Here is a 19,210-nt window from a genome sequence, read left to right as displayed (position 1 = left end):
ACACGCCATGGACCCGATCTATCATCTGCTTCCCGACGCGCCGAAGCCGGTCACGCCCTACAGCCATGCGGTGCAGGCCGGTCCCTTCCTGTTCGTCACCGGCCAGCTCGCGACCGATCCCGATGACGACGCGCTGCCGCTCCCGGAGGGCATCGAGGCACAGACCCGCAAGGTGATGGACAACCTCGCGCGGGTGCTGAAGGGATGCGGAATGAGTTTCGCGAACGTCGTGTTCGCCCGCATCTACCTGACCGATTTCAAGCGCGACTACGCGCCGATGAACGCGATCTTCTCGAGTCATTTCGACGATGCGCATCGACCGGGCCGGACCACGATCGGCGTCTGCGATCTGGCGCGCGGCGGCATCGTCGAGATCGACATGGTCGCCTACAAGGCCTGAGGGAGAGTGCAATGCAGCCGATCGAGATTCCCGCGCGGCGCGGCAAGGCGGCGTTCGTTGCGGCCGGCCAGGTCGTCACCGTGATCAACACCCATGGCGAGCAGGTGGTCGACACCTGGGCCTTCAATCGCGCCGATCTCTCCGAGTTCATGTCCAACGAGCATACACGCGCGCATTCGCTGCATCTGGTGCCGCGGCCGGGCGACGTGCTCCGCACCAACATGCGCCGGCCGATCCTGACGATGATCGAGGACACGTCGGGCGGCATTCACGACACCCTGATCGCCGCCTGCGACCGCTATCGCTACGCCTTTCTCGGACACGAGGGCTATCACGACAATTGCACCGACAATCTGTTCGCCGGCATGGCCGAGCTCGGCCTGACTCCGCCGGAGGTGCCGAGCCCGCTCAATCTGTTCATGAACATTCCGTGGGACGCCCAGGGCACGCTCGGCTTCGCCGCGCCGCCGCGTCCCGTTCCCGGCGGCCATGTGCGCCTGCGTGCGGAGATGGATCTGGTGATCGCGTTCTCCGCCTGTCCGCAGGACATCCTGCCGATCAATGGCAAGGCCGGACAGCCTGTGGAAGCGCATTTCACGGTGACATCGGCATGAGTGCGCAGAACAAGGCCGAGCGCGCCGAGGCCAACCGCCGCCGTTACGAGGAGTTGCGTGCGGCGGGGCAGGAGCTGAAGCAGTTGCCGCCGCTGACGGCGCTGGACGGTGCGCCCATTGCTTCCGATGCGCTCATTTCGACCGAGCAGGTGCCGCCCGGATGGCACACGACGGTGCGGCTGTCGCGTGGCGAGGGCCTGCGCATCTCGGATGATCTCGGACGTTCCAGCGTTTCGCTGCTGGCCTGGCGGACCGAGGATCCATGCGAGCGGATCAACTGCGCCGACACCGTGAAGGTGCAATGGAGCGCGGCGCTGTCGAAGGGCAGGATGATCCTCTCCGATATGGGGCGCGTGCTGCTGTCGGTGATCGAGGATACCTCCGGCGCGCATGATCTCCTGGTCGGCGGCTCCACCGCCGACTCGACTCTTGCGGCCTATGGCGAGGTGACGCGCAACACGCAGGCGAACTTCATCTCGGCTGCCGCCAAGATCGGCCTCGGCCTGCGCGACATCCCGCCCTGCGTGACGTTCTTTGCGCCGGTCACGACAGATGCGACCGGGCGCTTCGTCTGGCATCCTTCGCGCAAGCGCGCCGGCGATTTCGTCGATCTGCGCGCCGAGATGAACCTGATCGTCGCGGTCTCCAACTGTGCCCATCCGCTCGACCCGACGCGGCCGGCGGCGACCGCCCCGGTCAAGCTGATCCGCCACCGTCTGCCGCCGCCTGCAGCCGATGACGTCTGCCGCACGGCATCGCCGGAAGCGGTGCGCGCCTACGCCTTCACCGATCAGCTGTTCGCCTGAGGGAGCGTGATCCATGTCTTCGACCGACCCAGGCTCTCTCGTCTATGCCTTCGACATTCCCGCCGAGCAGCCCTGGTCGCGGGTGCTGAAGAAGGGCCAGACGCTGCGCATCATCGACAGCGAAGGCGAGCAGGCGGTGGACGCGCTGATGTATGTCGCTGCTGACACCGCCGAGCGCTACAGCGCGCAGGATACGTTGCGTGTCCAGGGCTCGGCCTATCTCGAGCTCGGTACGAAGCTGATGTCCAACCGTGGACGGGTCATGGCGCGGATCACTGCCGACACCTGCGGCCGCCATGATACCTCGGCAGGCTGCTGCTCCTGCGAGAGCAACGCCGTGCGTTTCGGCGAGGCGACGCGCTATCTCCATGCCTGCCGGGAGAACTTCATCCTCGAGCTGTCGCGCCATGGCCTGACCAAGCGCGATATCGTCTCCAACCTGAATTTCTTCATGAACGTGCCGATCGAGCCCTCAGGCAATTTTACCGTGCTGGATGGTCCGTCGGCGCCGGGCAACTTCGTCGACGTGACCGCCGAGATGGACGTCCTGTTCGTGATCTCGAACTGTCCACAGGTCAACAATCCCTGCAACGGCTTCGATCCGACCCCGATCCGCGTGGAAATCAGGGAGGCGGCTGCGGCGAGGACTCCATGATCGAGCTTGATTCAGCCTCACCACGATTAGTCGTTCTCAATGGCCGTGAGCGCGCGGAATGACGGTGCAAGCGCTGACAGTTCGCGAAGCCGTGCCCGCTCTCTTGAACGTGGAGGGATGTTTGGGTGCGGAATGTCAGGGGCGTTCCGAGAGTTAGGTCTGCGCCGGCGGCGAGGCTCGCCGGCGCCACCGACCCGGATCAGGCCGCGCGGGCCAGGCGATCCTTGCGCGACTGCATCAGGGGCTGAATATGTTTGCCGAACGTATCGATTCCCGCGATGAAGTCGTCGAAGGTCAGCATCAGCCCCTTGGTCCCCGGCACCGTGGCGGCCTCGTCGAGCAGCTTCGCGACGGTGGCATAGGAGCCGACGATGGTGCCCATGTTGAAGTTGACGGCCTGCTCGGGCAGGTTGATCGTCTTGGCGGTCGAGGAGTCGGCAGCCGACTGATCCTTCGAACCCTGATCGGCCATCCAGGCCAGCGCGTCGACGTCGACGCCGTCCTTGTAGGATTGCCACTTCGCCATCGCGGCGTCGTCGGTCTCGTCGGCAATGACCATGAACAGCACATAGGCGCCGACGTCGCGCCCGGACTTGGCGACGGCCTCCAGAAGCTGCGTGTTGGTCTTGGCATGTGCGGTCGGCGTATTCACGCCGCTGCCAAGCACGAAATTATAGTCGGCATATTGCGCGGCGAACGCCATTCCGGTCGGGCTCTGTCCGGCCGCGACGATCTCGATCTTGTGCTCCGGCATCGGCTTCATGTGGCAGTCGGACATCTGGAAGTGCTTGCCCTTGAGATCCGAAGTGCCTGTGGTCCAGAGATCCTGCATGACCTGGACGTACTCGGTCGAGTAGCCGTAGCGGTAACCGAAATAGTCGTCGCCGGGCCACAGGCCCATCTGCTCGTATTCCGCCTTGGCCCATCCCGAGACGATGTTGATGCCGAAGCGTCCGCCGGAAATGGAATCGATTGTCGTGGCCATGCGAGCGACGATCGCGGGCGGCAGTGTGAGCACCGCGGTCGACGCGAACAGCTTGATCTTGGTGGTCACGGCGGCGAGGCCCGCCATCAGGGTGAAGCTTTCGAGATTGTAGTCCCAGAACTCGCTCTTGCCGCCGAAGCCGCGCAGCTTGATCATCGAGAGCGCGAACTCGAAATTATAGGCTTCGGCGCGCTGGACGATTTCCTTGTTGAGCTCGAAGGTCGGCTTGTACTGCGGGGATGCGGTCGAGATCAGCCAGCCATTGTTGCCGATCGGGATGAAGACGCCGAGATCCATTGCAGTCGCTCCTGGTTACGGAAGAGATCGATTGGCTCGCCGGCAAGCGCCTCACCGGCTGATAGTCTGCTAGCAAACGCGATGCCAGATATTGGCGATGCCGGAAGATGCGGCCACGGCGCGCGATCGGCAGGCGTCGTGGCCGGGAGAGCCATGGGTCAATGCTCTTCCAGCAGGCGACCGAGACCGGAGATCCTGTCGGTAATGCCGTTCTGCCGCAGGGCGTGCCAATACGTCGCGGTGTTGATCGCGATCACCGGCTTGTCGAGCCAGAACTCGGCGATCGCGGCCAGCCGGATCATGCTGAGATTGGTACCGACCTGAACGATGGCGTCGATATCGTCGCCATTGAGCTCGATCAGTTGGTCGCGCAGTGTTTCCTCAGGAACCTCGGCGATGCCGGTCCAGCTCGGGCATTTCAGGCAGATGTCGCGCACCACCGTGTAGCCGGCCTCGGTGAAATAGGTCCGCACCTGATCATTGGCGACCGGATAATACGGCGTCAGGAAGGCGATGCGCTTGCCTGCGCCGTAAGCCTTGAGCGCCGCCGTGCAGGCGTGCGAGCCGATGCTGATGCCGACGCCGCTTTCGCGCTCCACCTTGGCCTGGAACGCATCGGCGCCCTTGATGCCGCCATAGAAGGTGATGGCCGACATGCCCATCACCAGGTAGTCCGGCGAGCAGGTCATGACGCTTTTCACGGCATCGACCACGTTGTCGGAGATGATGCTCGTACCCGCCATGAAGGTTTCGTTGCTGACGGCGTGCGAATTCGGCGTGTAGATGCGGCTGTAATGGTTGGTGACGCCGGCAGGCCGCATCGCCTCGAAGTCCGGCTGGACCACCGTGTTGGTCGACGGGCCCAGCACGCCGAACTTCTTGCGCCAACCGAGAACATCACGCATCGCTTGTTCCTTATGATGCTTGTTATGCCTGTCGGGCCGCGGCCTGGCCGGCCAGCCGCCCGAGCGTCACGGCCATGCACAGGCCGGCGGCCGGGAGATAACCCCAGACGCCGGGGCCGGAAATGCTGCGCGCGGTGCCGCCGCCGGCAAACAGATTGGGCATCGGCGATCCGTCGGACCGCATCACGCGGGCGGTGTCATCGACGACCAGGCCGCCCTGGGTATGAAAGAGAGCGCCGGTCACCTTGGCCGCAAAGTAAGGGCCTTCACTGCTCAGCGAAGGATTGCGGCGGAAATCGCGGCCGAACGGATCCTCGGCCTCGCCGTTTGCGCAGGCGATGGCGTGGGCGAGGGTCGCCTGCAGCGCGGCCGCGGGAACGCCGATCAGTTGCGCGAGACTTGCGGCATCGGGCGCGGACTTGACCATGCCGAGCTTGGTGAGGGCCTGGTACTCCGGCCAGCGCAAATTGCTCTGCCGCAGCCGCTCGTCATAGACCACCCAGGCGATGCCGCCCGGCTGCGCCAGCACCTGCTTGGATTGGCCGGAAATGTCGAACAGTTCGTTGGAGAAGCGCGTGCCGGTCAGGTTGACCTGGATGCCGCCTTCCATGATCAGGTTGTAGTTGACCAGCACGCCGGATTCGATCGAGAGCGCGCCGTAGCCCTGGAACGCAGCCATGTCGGCAGTGGCCGCGCCGAGCTCCATGCCCCATTGAATGCCTTCGCCGTCATCGCCCTCGTGCCCGAAATAGGGGCTGTCGCCCATCTCCGGGATGAAGCGTCGCACCATCTCGCGATTGGCGCCGAAGCCGCAGGTCGCCAGCACCAATGCTGCGCAGCCGATGGTTTCGCGGGTGCCGTCCGGACGCAGAAGACCGACACCGAGCACGCGATCCCTGTCGTCGGCGTAGACGTCGACGACATGCGCGTTCGTCGTCAGCGACACCCGTCCTTCGCCGGCGCGGATCAGGCGACCGAGCAATTCCGTTCCGCTGCGGGATGGCAGCCCGTGCAGCCGCGGCACCGAGTGGCCGAAATCCGTGCGCCAGGCGAGCTCGACATCAAAGGGGAAATCATGATCGGCCATCAGCCAGTCGATCGTGGGGCCGGACTCGAGGGCGATGGTTCGGGCCAGCCGTTCATCGGTCTGTCCGCGCGTCTTCGTCATGATATCGGCAAACATCGCCTCGGCGCTGTCGCTGACGCCCTTGTCCTTCTGTGCCCGCGTCGCGGCCGCGCAGATGAAGCCCTGCGCCATGCTGGTCGTGCCGGTCGGGCTCGCGTCGCGTTCGAGCACCACGACCTCCGCGCCTGCATCGGCAGCGGCGAGTGCGGCGGTCATGCCGGTTGCGCCGGCTCCAACCACGAGCACCGGCACCGACGCGTCGAAGCTCATGGCATGGGTGCGGATGACCGGCATTGAAAATCCTCTGATCGGGCGGCGAGGCCTGGTCGTGGATGGACCGACGTCGCTGTCGGTAACCAGTGCAAGATTGTATGCACTGTTGTTCGAGTCCGTCAACGCCTCCGACTACTCATCACGAGCAATCATCCGTCGCGTTTCACAAAATGGCTTTCGTACAGGTATTTTGCGATCGTGACGCGGCGATTGCTGTACTAATGGGCAGGTTGCCTACGCCGTTGCACAGAAAAAGTGTATGCAATCTTGTCGAGGGCGGTGTTAGCCTGACGGCCAGACGGCAGCGATGGGGGCTGGTCTTGAGGCGGATCTTTCAACTGGTCGGCTTACGCAAATGGCGGTCTCGGCCCGCACCGGGCGCGCCGGTCTCCACGCCACGTGCTTGCGCGCCGAGCGTCGCATGAGCGGCAGCACTGCGCTGGTTGCCTCCGAGCGCTTCGCGCGTCATGTGGTCGCGACGCGTTTTGCTCAGTTGACCTCTGACGCGATCGCGCAGGCCAAGGTTTTCATTCTCGATACGATTGGGGTCGGCATCGCGGGCTCGTCGGCCGCCGGTGCCGATGAGCTCGCTGCGGCTTCGGCTGGGTGGGGCGAGGGGAGCGAGGCGGTCGTCTGGGGGCGCCGCATGCGCGCGCCGGCCTCGATGGCGGCGTTCCTCAATGGATTTCAGGTTCATTGCCAGGAATATGACTGCGTCCATGAGCGCGCGGTGCTGCATCCGATGGCGACCCTGCTTCCGGCTGCGCTCGCTTATGCGGACCGAAGGGGCGGCGTATCCGGGCGCGAACTGATCGCCGCCGTCGCGGTCGGCATCGACGTCGCGGCCGGTCTCGGTGTCGCCTCCCGCTCAGCGTTGACGTTTTTTCGGCCGGCCACATCCGGTGGATTTGGCGCGACCGCAGCGGTCGCGCGCCTCGCCGGCTTCGACGCCGAGGCCACCTGCAATGCGTTCGGCGTTCAGTATGGCCAGACCAGTGGCACGATGCAGGCGCATGTCGAGGGCAGCATCGTGCTGCCGATGCAGATCGCCTTCAATGCACGGGCCGCGCTGCAAAGCTGCGATCTCGCCGCGGTCGGACTCGTTGGTCCCCGCGATGTGTTCGAAGGACCGTTCGGCTATCTCAAGCTGTTCGAGGGGCGCTGGGATCTGGAGCCGACCTTGGAGGGTCTCGGGCGCGACTGGCTGGTCAGCGAGCTCAGCCACAAGCCTTTTCCGGCCGGACGGGCCACCCACGGTGGGATCGAGGGCCTGATCGCGTTGCGTCGTGAACACGGCTTCACGGCCGCCGACGTCGAGTCCGTGTGCGTCATCGGTCCCTCCTTGATCAAGCGGCTTTGCGGACGTCCGGACGTGCCGGCGCCGAATGCCAACTACGCGCGCCTGTGCATGCAATTCATTGCGGCCAAGGCGCTGCTGCACGGCACGGTCGATCTCGCGCATTATCGCGGCGCCGAGCTGACGGACGCCGCGACGCATGACGTCGCTGCCCGCGTCACGATGGAAGCCGACGACAATCCGGATCCGAACGCGCTGGTGCCGCAGGAGATCGTGGTGACGCTCAGGAGCGGCGAGGTGCTGCGCCGGCGCTGCGAGGTGATGCTGGCCCATCCGTCACGGCGGCTGTCGCGCGATCAGCATCTGACGAAGTTCCGCCGCTGTCTGGAGTTCGCGCAGGTGCCGCTGCATCCAGAGTCCGGTGACCGGCTGATCGACATGGTCGATCGGCTCGAAGACGTCGAGGACGTCCGGGCGCTGACCGCGCTGCTGATGCAATGAGCCGGGGATGAAGAGAACAGGAGAACGAGGGATGCGGACGATCTGGGCTGGGCTGACGATGCTGGCGCTCGCGGCAACACCGGCTGTAGCCGAAAGCCAGCTGCTGTTCCTGGCCGAGGACGTCCCAGCCGGGCTGGACTATGACGGCCCATCGGTCTCGACCAACACCTCGCAGACCGGATTCATCAATCTATCCGAGCCTTACATCTATTACCCCTATGGCCCGGCCAACAGCGAAGGCATCCGCACGCTCGACTACTCCAAATATGAGGGACGCCTGGTCGAGAGCTGGGAGTTCGACGAGCCGAGCCTGACCTGGACCTTCCATCTGCGAAAGGGCGTCAAGAGCTGCGCCGGCAACGAGTTCACGGCGGACGACGTGCTCTACACCTTTGCGCGCGCGAAATCGGTCAGCGGCAAGGCGCCGATCGGCTGGTTCCTGGCCAATCTCGCCTCGGTCTCGGGCTTCACGCGCGATGTCTTCAAGCCCGGGGCGGACAAGAGCCTGGGTGACGCCGTCACCAAGGTCGACGACTACACCGTGCGCATCAAGCAGTCGTCGCCGAACCGCCTGTTCCAGATGGTGATGACGATCTACTCGACCTATCCTTACGACAGCAAGGAGATGAAGAAGCACGCCACCGAGGCCGACCCGTGGGCGCATGACTACGTCAACACCCAGAACGTGCCGTCCTTCGGGGCCTACTGCCTGGAGCGCTGGACCAAGGATGACGAGTTCGTCCTGGTCGCCAACCCGAACTATTACCGCGGCAAGCCGGCGATCGATCGCGTCGTCATCAAGAAGGTGCCGCAGAGCTCGAACCGGACGCTGGCGCTGCGCAGCGGCAGCGCGCAGTTGACCCAGCGCCTGACGGCGCGCGAGTTCAATGGCCTGCGCAAGGCCAACGGCGTCAAGGTCGCCGGCATCTTCGGTAACGAGGTTCTGATCCTCAACCTGAACTTCAAGACGCCGCCGTTCGATAACCCGAAGCTGCGTCAGGCGATCGCCTATGCGATGCCGTATCAGCAGATCACCAATGTCGGCTATTCCGGCGCGGCCCAGCACATGGACGGTCACTTCTCGCGGGCGCTGAATGCCTATGTGAAGCCGTCGACGCAATACGACACCGACCTCGCCAAGGCCAAGCAGCTGCTGGCCGAGGCCGGCTATCCCGAAGGCAAGGGGCTGGAGGCATACCCCGACGCGTTCAAGCTCGCCTTCGTCGCCGAGCGCGAGTCGCTGCTGGGGCCGATCGCCACCGTGATCCAGTCGTCGCTGAAGGATATCGGCCTTCCGGTCCAGCTCGATCCCTTGCCGCAGACGCAGATGAGCGACCGTCGAATCGTCAAGAAGGATCTGCCGATGGGTCTGTCCGATCAGGAAAAGCCCGTCGGACCCGACGTCGGCTACGCGACGATGCTGTTCTTCGTGTCGACCGCCGCGGGCGGCGTCAACAACCTCGCCAATTATTCGAGCCCGGACGTCGACAAGCTGTTCAGCGAGGCCAAGAGCGAGGTCGACGACGCGAAGCGCCGCCAGATCCTGACCCAGATCCAGGAGCGGCTGCAGACGGATCTCGCCTGGGTGCCGCTGGTCGAGACCAAGACGGAGTGGGCCTTTTCCAGCAAGCTGTCCGGCGTCACCTGGCACCCGGAGAACTCGATCCACTTCATCGATCTGCAACTGCAGAACTGACGGAGCCGGTCGCGTGATCCCGTTCGTCGCCCGGCGATTGGCTGTCGCCATGCTGCAGCTGGTTGGACTGCTGCTCGTGGTGTTCTTTGCGATCCGCATGCTGCCGGCGGATCCGGTGGCGCGGCTCGTCGGCATGAACGCGACGCGCGAGGCGTATCTGTCGTCCCAGCATGCGCTCGGGCTGGACAGACCCGTGCTCGAGCAGCTCCTGAGCTATGCGGTCGGCGTCGTGCGCGGCGACTTCGGCCGCTCCTGGGTGAGCGGCGCGCCTGTCATGCAGGACATCCGCAATGTCCTGCCGGTCACCATCGAACTGATCACGATCAGCTTCGTGCTCGCGTTTCTATTGTCCGTGCCGCTCGGCATGCTCTGCGCACTGCGCCCCGGCGGCGTTGCTGACAGCGCGACCTTCACCTACAGCCTGTTCGCCGGCTCGCAGCCGGAGTTCTGGTGGGGGCTTCTGTTCATCTACGTGTTCTTCGCCGTGCTGGGCTGGGCGCCGGCGCCGCTCGGCCGGATCGATCCGATGATGACGCCGCCGCCGGCGGTCACCGGATTCATCACCATCGACTCGCTGCTCGCCGGCAACATGGCGGCGCTGCGCGATGCGCTCCATCATCTGGCGCTGCCGATCGCCACCAAGGTGTTCGTGCTGTCAGGCCCGATCATCAAGATGGTCCGGCAGAACATGGTCCGCGTGCTCGGCGCCGACTACATCCTCTATGCCCGCGCCTCCGGACTGCCGCCGTGGCGGATCGCGCTGGTCGCGCTGAAGAATGCGCTGGTCCCGGCGCTGACGCTGCTCGGCGTGCTCTATGGCTATATTCTCGGCGGCGCGGTGCTGATCGAGACCGTGTTCTCGCTCGGCGGCATCGGCCAATACGCGGTGCGCTCCGTGCTTGCGTTCGACTACCCGGCGATCCAGGCGGTCGTGCTGGTGATCGCCGCGATCTCGCTGTTCGTCTATCTCGCGCTCGACGTCGTGCATGCCTGGATCGATCCGAGGCTGGCGGCATGACCGAGTTGATCGATACGGCCGACATCGGCCAGCGCATCGTAGAACAGCGAAGACCATCGTGGCTGTTCGGCTTCGGGACGGCGCTCGTGCTGTTGTCGCTGGTCCTCATGGTGGCGGGCCCGTGGCTCGCGCCCTACGACCCGAGCCGGCCGACGATGGAGGTGAGCGAACCTCCGCCGGAGCTCGCGAGCGTTCCCGCATTGATGTGGAGCGCCTTGCGCGGCGCGCCGCATCCGCCGATCCATTGGTTCGGCACCGACGCCACCGGCCTCGACGTCTTCTCGCGGGTAATCGCCGCGCCGCGCACCGACGTGGCGATCGCGGTCGGCGCCAATCTTGCGTCGCTGATCATCGGCAGCCTGCTCGGCCTCCTCGCGGGCTTCGCGCGGTCATGGATCGCGGCGACGGTGATGCGGCTGTCGGACCTGATCCAGGCTTTTCCGGTCTTCATCACCGGCATGATCCTCGTGACCCTGGCGGGCCGCAGCAACAGCACGATCATCGTCACGCTCGCCTTCCTCTACACGCCGATCTATGTGCGCCTGACCCGCGCCGAAGTGCTGGCGCAGCGCGCCCGCGGCTTCGTCGATGCGGCGCGCGCGCTCGGCAAGAGCGAGCTCTTCATCGCGCTGCGCCACGTGCTGCCCAATGCGCTGGCGCCGTCGCTGATCCAGGCCTCGGTCACGATCGGTTTCGCGATCCTGATGACCGCCGGCCTCAGCTTCGTCGGCGCCGGGGTGCGGCCGCCGTCGCCGGAGTGGGGGCTGATGATCGCCGCCAGCGCCAATGATCTGATCCAGGGCGAATGGTGGTCGTCGCTCTTCCCGGGTCTCGCGATCTCGCTGACGGTGTTCGGCTATGCCGCCTTCGGCAACGGTCTGGAGCGCATCTATGCCGAATGAGACCGCGGTCATCGATGTCAGGGGGCTGACCGTCGCCTACGGCGCGCGTGCCGCGATCTCGGACTTCGCGCTGACCATCGCCCCTGGCGAGGTGGTCGGCCTGACCGGCGATTCCGGCAGCGGCAAGTCGACGCTCGCCTTGGCGCTGCTCGGCCTGACCCGCGGCAACGGCCGCATCGTCAGCGGCCAGATCATGATGCAGGGCACCGATCTGCTCGCGCTCGATGAAGCCGAGCGCCGCGAGTGGCGCGGCCGTGACATCGGACTGATCGTGCAAAATCCGCGCAGCGCGCTCAGCCCGCTGCACCAGGTCGGCAGCCAGATCGCCGACGTCTATCGCTCGCACCATCCGGTGTCTGCGCGGCAGGCCGAAGCGCATGCGGTCGCGATGCTGCGCAATCTCGGCCTCAATGATCCCGAGCGACGCGCCAAGGCCTATCCGCACGAGATCAGCGGCGGCATGGCGCAGCGGGTGCTGATCGCGATGGCGCTTGGATCGGGGCCGCGGCTGGTGGTCGCGGACGAGCCGACCAGCGGTCTCGACGTGACGATCCAGGCGCAGTTCCTCGACGAAATGTGGCGCTCGGTGCGCGAGGCCGGATCGGCGGCGCTGCTGATGACCCAGGATCTCGGCATCATCGCCAACTACTGCGACCGCGTGATCGTGCTGCAGGACGGACGCAAGGTCGAGGACGCGCCGACGGCTTCGTTCTACGCCGCGCCGCGCGACGACTACAGCCGCTCGATCCTGGCGCGCCGCAAGGAGGCAACGGTGCGCGCCGCAGCAGTCACGCCGCTGCTCAGCATAAGCGGTCTGCGCAAGACGTTCCCGCTGCGCGACAGCGACAAGCGGGTGCAGGCCGTCGATGACGTCAGCTTCACGGTCGGCCGTGGCGAGACGCTCGGCCTGGTCGGCGAGAGCGGCTCCGGCAAGACGACGGTCGGGCGCGCCATCCTGCGGCTCGTCGAGCCGGATGCCGGAGAGATCGATTTCAGCGGCCGCTCGCTCAGCCGCGCCTCCCCACGCGAGTTGCGGTTGCTTCGGCGCAAGATGCAGATCGTGTTCCAGGACCCGCTGGACTCGCTCGACCCGCGCTGGAGCGTCGCCGATCTCCTCGCCGAGGCGATCGAACCGAAAGCCGACGCCAAGCGCATCAATGAATTGCTGGAGCTTGTCGGCCTGCCGCCTGAGACGGCGCGGCTCAGGCCGCGCGCGATGAGTGCCGGAGCGCAGCAGCGGGTCAACATCGCGCGCGCCGTCGCGGTCGAGCCCGACCTGATCGTGTTGGACGAGCCGACCTCGGCGCTGACGCCGCTGGCGCGGCTCGCGATCATCAGACTGCTGCGCAGCCTGCAGGAGCGGCTCGGCGTCTCCTATGTGTTCATCTCGCACGATCTCAACACCGTCGAGGAGATGAGCCATCGCGTCGCCGTGATGTATCTCGGCCAGATCGTCGAGATCGGCACCCGCGAGCAGATCTTCCGCCGCCCGCTGCATCCGTATTCGAAGGCGCTGCTGGCGGCGCATCTCGTGGTCGACCCCACCCATCGCCGTGTCGACCGGACCGATATCGAGGCGCTGAGCGGCGAGATTCCGAGCCCGATCGATCTGCCGCGCGGCTGCTATCTCGCCGGGCGCTGCCCGGTCGCGCTGCCGTCCTGCAGCGGCCAGCCGCAGCCGCTGCTCGCCGCGCCCGATGGGCGGCTGGTGCGCTGCGCGCCGGCCATCGCCAACGTCCTGCCAGCATCCCTCAAGGAGGCCTCATGCATCTGACGCGCCGTTCATTCGTGGCCGGTGGCGCCGCCGCTATCGCCGGCGTCTCGCTGTTCGATCCCGATCTGGCCCTGGCGGCCGACAGGACGCTGACGATCGCGCTGCCCAACAATCCCTCGACGCTCGATCCGATCCAGATCTCCAATCATGACGCGATGGCGATCACCAACGCCGTGTTCGAGAACCTGCTCGAGATCGACCTCGACGGCAACGTCGTGCCGTCGCTGGCGCGTGCCATGCCGGAGATTTCCGACGACCAGACCGTGTTCAAGTTCGACCTGCGCGACGACGTCGTGTTTCACGACGGCTCGCCGTTCAGCGCCGAGGACGTCAAATATTCCTACGAATACATGCTGGACCCCAAAAACAAATCGGTCCGCCGTTCGCTGTTCGCGCCGATCCAGGAGATCGTGATCGAGAGCCCGACGCGGATCGTGTTCAAGATGAAATCGCCGTACCGGCCGTGGTTTCAATACATGACCAAGTTCATGGGGATCTTTCCCAAGGGCAGTCGCGAGAAGCTCGGCGACAACGGCTTCAAGACCGCGCCGGTTGGCGTGGGCACGGGGCCGGGGGCCTTCGTTGCCTGGAAGCAGAACGACTATGTCGAGCTGAAGCGGCACGACAAATATTGGCGTAAGGGCGTCCCGGCATGGGACCGTCTGGTCGCGAGGATCGTGCCGGAGGACGCCACCCGCGTCGCCTATCTGATGACGAACCAGGCCCAGATCATCAGCGCGCCGCCGCCGCACGAGTTCGAGCGGCTCAAGACGGTGCCGGGTATCGCGACGGGCAGCAAGGTCGCCGTCGGCGGCATGTGGTTCCTGCAGACCAACACCAAGCGGGCGCCGTTCGACGACGTGAACTTCCGCAAGGCCGTCTCCTGCGCCATCGATCGCCGGAAGATTGCCCGCGAGGTGTTCTATGGGCTGATGGACCCGAGCGCGGTGCCGGCGCCGACCACAGTATCCTATTACAATGCCGAGGCCGACAAGGCGGTGGGATATGACCCGGCGAAAGCGCGGGATTACCTGTCGCGCTCCAAATACGCAGCCAATGCCGAGTTCGAGCTGCTGGTGCCGTCGACGCCCTATCTGTTCGACCAGTCGGAAGCTGCGATCGTGATCCAGTCGCAGCTCGCCGAGGTCGGCATCAAGATGAAGATCACGGCCATGGAGATGCCGCAGATCCTGTCGCGCGCCATGGCGGGCACGCAGGTCGCCTCGGCGCTGCCGCTGATGGGACCGAGCGACCCGACGTTCATCATGCAGATCTGCTACACGGCCGATCAGATCATGTCGAAATCGTCGGGCTGGACCAGCGCGGCGCTCGATGACGCCATCAAGGAGAGCTACAAATACCAGGATCCGGCGCATCTCGACCCGCTGTTCCAGAAGATGCAGGCGATCCTCGCCGAGGACTGCCCCAATGTCTGGCTCGGTTTCGTCGGCGTCGCGAATGCCTGGCGCGCCGAGATCAAGGACTTCGTCCCGAACACAGGTCTGACGATCTGGACTCGCGACGTCAAGATGAGCTGATCGGTCGGGATCGTGATCGCCATCGCATACCGTATCATGGGCGCGATCATCACGCTGGCAGGCGTCAGCCTGGTGCTGTTCGTGCTCGTGCATACGATCCCGGTGTCACCGGCCCGCGTGGTGCTCGGCGCCGATGCCTCCGAGGCAGATGTCGCCGAGTTCGACCGGGATCACGGGTTGGACCGGCCGCTGTGGCAGCAATACGCCTCGTGGATCGGCGGCGTGGCGCGCGGCGATTTCGGCAACTCCGTGATCGACGACACGCCCATTTCGAGCCAGATCGCCGATACGTTTCCGGTCACCTTCGAGCTCGTCGTGCTCGGCTTCGCGTTCTCGCTCGCGACGGCCATTCCCCTGGGCGTTCTCTCCGCGCTCTATGAGGGGCGGGCGATCGATCAGGTCGCGCGGGTGCTGTCGGTCGCGGGCGTGTCGATTCCGAGCTTCTGGCTGGGTCTGATGCTGATCGCATGGGGCGCGGTCGCGCTACGCTGGTTTCCCGCCGGCGGCTACGTGCCCTGGCGTGACGGGATCGTCGCGCATCTGCAGTCGATGACCTTGCCGGCGATTGCGCTCGGCATCTACTACGTCGCCATCATCAGCCGGATGACGCGCTCGGCCGTGGCCGATGTGTTGAGGGCCGACCACGTCCGGGTGGCGCAGGCGATGGGACTGCCGCGGCGCCGCATCCTAGTCTACGTCCTGAAGAATGCCTTGCCGCCGGTCGTCACCGTCGCCGCGATGTCGTTCGGCTACATGTTCGGCTGGTCGCTGATCGTCGAGCAGGTGTTCAACATCGCCGGCATGTCGCGGGCGCTGCTGAGCGCGATCTTCCGGCGTGACTATCTGATGATCGAGAACGTCGTGCTCGTCATCACCGCGGTCTTCATCGCCGCCAATGCGCTGGCCGATCTTCTCTACACCTGGCTTGATCCGAGGTTGTCGCGATGAGCGGAGCGGGATGGCGCCTGGAGAGCCGGATCGGCCTCGCGCTCGTGCTCGCGGCGGCCGCCACCGCGCTGCTGGCGCCGTGGATCGCGCCCTATGATCCGCTCGCCGTCGATCTGAGCCGCAAGCTCGCCCCGCCGAGCGCGCTGCATTGGATGGGCACCGATCAGACCGGACGCGATATCCTGAGCCGCATCATCTGGGGCGCGCGGCCCTCGCTCACGGTCGGCCTGCTCGCGGTTGCGATCGGCTTGACGGGCGGCATTGCGCTCGGCGTCAGCGCCGGTGTCGTCAGAGGGTTCTGGGAGCAGGCGGCGATGCGCACGGTCGATGGCCTCGCCGCGATCCCGATGCTGATCTGGGCGATTGCCGTGGTCGGCATCGTCGGCGTCGGCCCGGTGCCGGTCGGCCCCTGGCTGCTGCCGAACGAGAGCAAGATCATCCTCCTGGTCGGCATCCTCTACATTCCGCCGCTCGCGCGGGTGACCTATGGCGGCGCGCTGGTGGAAGGGCAGGCGGACTATGTCCGGGCGCGGCGGATGCAGGGCGCGTCGCGGCTCTCCATCATGTTCGGCGACGTGCTGCCGAACTGCCTGTCGCCGGTGATCGTGCAGGCGACCTTGCTGATCGGGGTCGGCATCGTGGTCGAAGCGAGCCTCAGCTTCGTCGGCCTCGGCGTCGAGCCGCCGAACCCGAGCTGGGGCGGCATGCTGGCCGACGCCCGTAAATACATCTTCTCCGGCGAGTGGTGGACCTACGTCTTTCCGGGCCTTGCCATCTCGCTGAGCGTGATCGGCTTCAATCTTCTCGGTGACGCACTTCGCGAGCTGCTCGATCCGCGCAGCGCCGCCAGCCTGTCGATGGTGGCGTGAGATGGCGCTGCTCGAGCTCGACGATCTGCATATCGGCTATCCCGCTGACGGCGGGACGATCGAGCTGGTCCGCGGGTTGAGCCTGTCGCTCGACGCCGGAGAGGCGATCGGCCTGGTCGGTGAATCCGGCTCCGGCAAGAGCCAGACCGCGCTCGCGATCCTGCAATTGCTGCGGCCGCCGCTCCGCATCCTCAAGGGGCGCATCCGGTTCGATGGCCAGGATCTGACCGATGCCGGCGAGACCGCCATGCGCCGCCTGCGTGGAGGTGCCATCTCCATGGTGTTTCAGGATGCCATGTCGGGGCTCAACCCGGCCTTCACCGTCGGCGCGCAGCTGACCAACGTGATCTCCGCGCACCGCAACGCGAGCCGCGCCGAGGCAACGCGGATCGCGGTCGAGGCGCTCGACATGGTCGGCATCCGCAATCCCGAGGCGCGCCTTCGGCAATATCCGCACCAGTTCTCCGGCGGCATGCGTCAGCGCGTGCTGATCGCGATGGCCATCGCCTGCCGGCCGAAGCTGCTGATCGCCGACGAGCCGACCACCGCGCTCGACGTCACCGTGCAGGCGCAGATCGTCGATCTGCTCGGCGACCTCCGGCGCAAGCTCGGCCTTGCCGTGCTGTTCATCACCCACAATCTCGATTTGATGGCCCAGCTCTGCGACCGCGCCGTCGTGCTGTATGGCGGCATGCTGATGGAGGAGGGCAAGGTCGACGCGCTGTTCGCGGCGCCGGCGCATCCCTATACGCGTGCGCTGCTCGCCTGTGTACCGCGGCTCCCAGACCCGCCGGGCGTCATCCATACGATCGAAGGGTCGGCGCCGGTGGCCGGACGGCTCACCACGGGATGTCCGTTCGCGCCCCGTTGCGGCGCGCGGGTCGCGCAATGCGCTGACAGGCCCCCAGTGCGGCTCGTTTCAGGCGGCCGCGTCGCCTGCTGGGAGGCAGCCGCATGACCGCGCTGCTCGAACTCGTCGATATCTGCAAGACGTTCGAACTGGAACGCCGGCTGCTGCCGCGGCTGCTGGGCGCCCGCCAGCCGTTGCATGCCGTGAAGAGCGTCAGCCTCAAGGTTCCCCGCGGCGGCGTGCTCGGCATCGTCGGTGAGAGCGGCTGCGGTAAGTCGACGCTGGCGCAGATTATCATGCGGCTGGAGCGCCAGAGCTCGGGCCGCATCCTGTTCGACGGCCACGACATCAGCGAACTCGACGGCGCGGCGCTGCATCCGTTCCGACGCCGCTTCCAGATGGTGTTCCAGGATTCGACGGCCTCGCTGAACTCGCGCAAGACGGTACAGCGGACCTTGCAGGAAAGCCTGGCGCTCGCCGGCATGCCGAAACCGCAGCGCGCGTCGGCGGCCACGGACCTGCTCGGCATGGTCGGGCTGGATGCCGAGCTGCGCGGCCGCTATCCGCACCAATTGTCGGGCGGACAGCGCCAGCGCGTGGCGATTGCGCGGGCGCTCGCGATGCGGCCGGAGCTGCTCGTCGCCGATGAGCCGGTGTCGTCGCTGGACGTGTCGCTGCAGGCGCAGATCCTGCGTCTGTTGATCTCGCTGCGCCAGCGTCTCGGCCTGACGATGATCTTCATCAGCCACGATCTGGCACTCGTGCATCATCTCTGCAGTGAGGTGGCGGTGATGCAGGCCGGCGTGATCGTGGAGCAGGGCACGCCGGCGCAGGTGCTGCGCGAGCCGCGCCACGACTACACGAAGAAGCTGCTCGCTGCGGTGCCCAGGGCATCGGCGCACGTGCAACAACGCTATGCCGCATCATGACACCCATTTCGTCTGCTGACTTTCAAGGAGAATCCGAATGACCGACGCGATCGGATGGCGCAAGAAGTTCGCGGTCCTGGTGCCGTCGACCAATACGTCGGTGCAGCCTGAATTCGACGGCATGCGCCCGGTCGGCGTCACCAACCACATCAGCCGGATCCGCATCCCGAACATGGCGTTGCGCAGCAATGACGACTTCCAGCGCCTGGTCGAACTGATCGCGGCGGCGCAGATCGAAGCCGTCGACAGCGCCATGTCGATGGAGCCGGACCGTCTGGTGCTGGGCATCTCCGCCGAGTCGTTTTGGGACGGCTATGCCGCGGCCCGGCGGCTCAAGCAGGAGCTCGAGCAGCACAGCGGCATCGCGGTCACCACCGGCTCGGACGCGGTCGAGTCCGTGCTCAAGCTGATCGGGGTCAAGCGGATCGCGGTGATCACGCCGTATTTTCCGGTCGGCGACGAGAATGTTGTGCGCTTCTTCGAGGAGGCTGGATTTTCGGTCGCCAAGATCCTCGGCCTGAAATGCGAAAGCCCTGTGGCCATTGCCCATGTCAGCGAGGCCCGCCTGCGCGATGCGCTGGTCGCGGTCAACGCGCCGGATGTCGAGGCCATCGTGCAGGTCGGCACCAACCTCGCGATGGCCGCGCTCGCGTCCCGCGCCGAGATCTGGCTCGGCAAGCCCGTGATCGCGATCAATACCGCCATCTACCATCACGCGCTGCGGGCGTCGGGGATCGACGACAAAATCCCGGGTTGGGGACCGCTGCTGGAGCGTTACTAGCAGCGCGAGCGGCTATATATAGTCCGAATCGGCGCGAATGCCGCAG

Annotated in this window: 18 protein-coding genes; 15 read left to right on the top strand and 3 right to left on the bottom strand. The window is 65.8% G+C overall.

Annotated features, from left to right (window positions below; all coding sequences use genetic code 11):
• The first annotated feature begins 7 nt into the window (after positions 1-7).
• The 4 genes from ACQR1L_RS07835 to ACQR1L_RS07820 are packed head-to-tail and all read left to right on the top strand — an operon-like array spanning position 8 to position 2,475.
• On the top strand, positions 8-400 hold the full coding sequence (locus tag ACQR1L_RS07835; RefSeq protein ID WP_434857381.1) for a RidA family protein: 393 nt from the start codon (positions 8-10) through the stop codon (positions 398-400).
• Positions 401-411: 11 nt separating this feature from the next.
• The gene (locus tag ACQR1L_RS07830) at positions 412-1,014 is read left to right on the top strand and encodes a DUF1989 domain-containing protein (protein ID WP_434857380.1); all 603 of its coding nucleotides are present in this window, start codon (positions 412-414) and stop codon (positions 1,012-1,014) included.
• Positions 1,011-1,820 carry an urea amidolyase associated protein UAAP1 gene (locus ACQR1L_RS07825; RefSeq protein ID WP_434857379.1) on the top strand — a complete coding sequence of 270 codons (810 nt, stop codon included), beginning with the start codon at positions 1,011-1,013 and terminating at the stop codon, positions 1,818-1,820. Before ACQR1L_RS07830 ends, ACQR1L_RS07825 begins: the two co-directional genes overlap by 4 nt.
• A 13-nt stretch (positions 1,821-1,833) precedes the next feature.
• Entirely contained in the window at positions 1,834-2,475 is a 642-nt protein-coding gene (locus ACQR1L_RS07820) for an urea amidolyase associated protein UAAP2 (RefSeq protein WP_434857378.1), read from the top strand.
• 199 nt (positions 2,476-2,674) lie between these two features.
• Here the strand turns inward: ACQR1L_RS07820 and rutA are convergent, their stop codons facing one another.
• The 3 genes from rutA to ACQR1L_RS07805 all read right to left on the bottom strand — a co-directional run bounded on the left by rutA (position 2,675) and on the right by ACQR1L_RS07805 (position 6,082).
• Positions 2,675-3,757, bottom strand: a complete 1,083-nt coding sequence (gene rutA, locus ACQR1L_RS07815; RefSeq protein WP_434857377.1) for a pyrimidine utilization protein A — start codon at positions 3,755-3,757, stop codon at positions 2,675-2,677.
• A 158-nt stretch (positions 3,758-3,915) separates the two neighbouring features.
• Entirely contained in the window at positions 3,916-4,662 is a 747-nt protein-coding gene (locus ACQR1L_RS07810; RefSeq protein WP_434857376.1) for a maleate cis-trans isomerase family protein, read from the bottom strand.
• A 22-nt stretch (positions 4,663-4,684) separates the two neighbouring features.
• Entirely contained in the window at positions 4,685-6,082 is a 1,398-nt protein-coding gene (locus tag ACQR1L_RS07805; protein ID WP_434857375.1) for an FAD-dependent oxidoreductase, read from the bottom strand.
• 400 nt (positions 6,083-6,482) lie between these two features.
• On the opposite strand from ACQR1L_RS07805, the gene ACQR1L_RS07800 reads away from it, so the two are divergent.
• From ACQR1L_RS07800 to ACQR1L_RS07750, 11 genes are read left to right on the top strand one after another with little or no spacing between them, the layout of a single operon-like run.
• A complete protein-coding gene (locus ACQR1L_RS07800; RefSeq protein ID WP_434857374.1) occupies positions 6,483-7,859 on the top strand; it encodes an MmgE/PrpD family protein in 1,377 nt (458 codons plus the stop codon).
• Positions 7,860-7,890: 31 nt separating this feature from the next.
• The gene (locus tag ACQR1L_RS07795; protein ID WP_434857373.1) at positions 7,891-9,555 is read left to right on the top strand and encodes an ABC transporter substrate-binding protein; all 1,665 of its coding nucleotides are present in this window, start codon (positions 7,891-7,893) and stop codon (positions 9,553-9,555) included.
• 13 nt (positions 9,556-9,568) lie between these two features.
• Positions 9,569-10,573: an ABC transporter permease gene (locus ACQR1L_RS07790; protein WP_434857372.1), complete on the top strand. Its 1,005-nt coding sequence runs from the start codon at positions 9,569-9,571 to the stop codon at positions 10,571-10,573.
• Entirely contained in the window at positions 10,570-11,475 is a 906-nt protein-coding gene (locus ACQR1L_RS07785; protein ID WP_434857371.1) for an ABC transporter permease, read from the top strand. The genes ACQR1L_RS07790 and ACQR1L_RS07785 overlap by 4 nt, the downstream gene beginning before the upstream one ends.
• A complete protein-coding gene (locus ACQR1L_RS07780) occupies positions 11,465-13,249 on the top strand; it encodes a dipeptide ABC transporter ATP-binding protein (RefSeq protein WP_434857370.1) in 1,785 nt (594 codons plus the stop codon). The genes ACQR1L_RS07785 and ACQR1L_RS07780 overlap by 11 nt, the downstream gene beginning before the upstream one ends.
• Positions 13,240-14,787, top strand: a complete 1,548-nt coding sequence (locus tag ACQR1L_RS07775; protein ID WP_434857369.1) for an ABC transporter substrate-binding protein — start codon at positions 13,240-13,242, stop codon at positions 14,785-14,787. Before ACQR1L_RS07780 ends, ACQR1L_RS07775 begins: the two co-directional genes overlap by 10 nt.
• Positions 14,788-14,799: 12 nt before the next feature.
• The gene (locus ACQR1L_RS07770) at positions 14,800-15,735 is read left to right on the top strand and encodes an ABC transporter permease (RefSeq protein WP_434857368.1); all 936 of its coding nucleotides are present in this window, start codon (positions 14,800-14,802) and stop codon (positions 15,733-15,735) included.
• Positions 15,732-16,604, top strand: a complete 873-nt coding sequence (locus ACQR1L_RS07765; protein ID WP_434857367.1) for an ABC transporter permease — start codon at positions 15,732-15,734, stop codon at positions 16,602-16,604. The genes ACQR1L_RS07770 and ACQR1L_RS07765 overlap by 4 nt, the downstream gene beginning before the upstream one ends.
• 1 nt (position 16,605) lies before the next feature.
• Positions 16,606-17,562, top strand: a complete 957-nt coding sequence (locus ACQR1L_RS07760) for an ABC transporter ATP-binding protein (protein ID WP_434857366.1) — start codon at positions 16,606-16,608, stop codon at positions 17,560-17,562.
• Complete coding sequence (locus ACQR1L_RS07755) at positions 17,559-18,383, top strand: ATP-binding cassette domain-containing protein (RefSeq protein ID WP_434857365.1); 825 nt, start codon at positions 17,559-17,561, stop codon at positions 18,381-18,383. The genes ACQR1L_RS07760 and ACQR1L_RS07755 overlap by 4 nt, the downstream gene beginning before the upstream one ends.
• Before the next feature lie 37 nt (positions 18,384-18,420).
• Positions 18,421-19,164 carry a maleate cis-trans isomerase family protein gene (locus ACQR1L_RS07750; protein ID WP_434857364.1) on the top strand — a complete coding sequence of 248 codons (744 nt, stop codon included), beginning with the start codon at positions 18,421-18,423 and terminating at the stop codon, positions 19,162-19,164.
• Positions 19,165-19,210 lie beyond the last annotated feature (46 nt).

Origin of the sequence: Bradyrhizobium sp. HKCCYLR20261, from assembly GCF_051168435.1 — a bacterium.
Taxonomy (GTDB): domain Bacteria; phylum Pseudomonadota; class Alphaproteobacteria; order Rhizobiales; family Xanthobacteraceae; genus Bradyrhizobium.
Note: the sequence above shows the minus strand (reverse complement) of the source record. Positions and strands in the feature narration are given on the sequence as shown.

Bases quoted from the DNA above. Each gene is read 5' to 3' on its own strand.
- ACQR1L_RS07835 (WP_434857381.1), top strand. From the start codon at position 8: ATGGACCCGATCTATCATCTGCTTCCCGACGCGCCGAAGCCGGTCACG.
- ACQR1L_RS07830 (WP_434857380.1), top strand. From the start codon at position 412: ATGCAGCCGATCGAGATTCCCGCGCGGCGCGGCAAGGCGGCGTTCGTT.
- ACQR1L_RS07825 (WP_434857379.1), top strand. From the start codon at position 1,011: ATGAGTGCGCAGAACAAGGCCGAGCGCGCCGAGGCCAACCGCCGCCGT.
- ACQR1L_RS07820 (WP_434857378.1), top strand. From the start codon at position 1,834: ATGTCTTCGACCGACCCAGGCTCTCTCGTCTATGCCTTCGACATTCCC.
- rutA (WP_434857377.1), bottom strand. From the start codon at position 3,757: ATGGATCTCGGCGTCTTCATCCCGATCGGCAACAATGGCTGGCTGATC.
- ACQR1L_RS07810 (WP_434857376.1), bottom strand. From the start codon at position 4,662: ATGCGTGATGTTCTCGGTTGGCGCAAGAAGTTCGGCGTGCTGGGCCCG.
- ACQR1L_RS07805 (WP_434857375.1), bottom strand. From the start codon at position 6,082: ATGCCGGTCATCCGCACCCATGCCATGAGCTTCGACGCGTCGGTGCCG.
- ACQR1L_RS07800 (WP_434857374.1), top strand. From the start codon at position 6,483: ATGAGCGGCAGCACTGCGCTGGTTGCCTCCGAGCGCTTCGCGCGTCAT.
- ACQR1L_RS07795 (WP_434857373.1), top strand. From the start codon at position 7,891: ATGCGGACGATCTGGGCTGGGCTGACGATGCTGGCGCTCGCGGCAACA.
- ACQR1L_RS07785 (WP_434857371.1), top strand. From the start codon at position 10,570: ATGACCGAGTTGATCGATACGGCCGACATCGGCCAGCGCATCGTAGAA.
- ACQR1L_RS07780 (WP_434857370.1), top strand. From the start codon at position 11,465: ATGCCGAATGAGACCGCGGTCATCGATGTCAGGGGGCTGACCGTCGCC.
- ACQR1L_RS07775 (WP_434857369.1), top strand. From the start codon at position 13,240: ATGCATCTGACGCGCCGTTCATTCGTGGCCGGTGGCGCCGCCGCTATC.
- ACQR1L_RS07765 (WP_434857367.1), top strand. From the start codon at position 15,732: ATGAGCGGAGCGGGATGGCGCCTGGAGAGCCGGATCGGCCTCGCGCTC.
- ACQR1L_RS07760 (WP_434857366.1), top strand. From the start codon at position 16,606: ATGGCGCTGCTCGAGCTCGACGATCTGCATATCGGCTATCCCGCTGAC.
- ACQR1L_RS07755 (WP_434857365.1), top strand. From the start codon at position 17,559: ATGACCGCGCTGCTCGAACTCGTCGATATCTGCAAGACGTTCGAACTG.
- ACQR1L_RS07750 (WP_434857364.1), top strand. From the start codon at position 18,421: ATGACCGACGCGATCGGATGGCGCAAGAAGTTCGCGGTCCTGGTGCCG.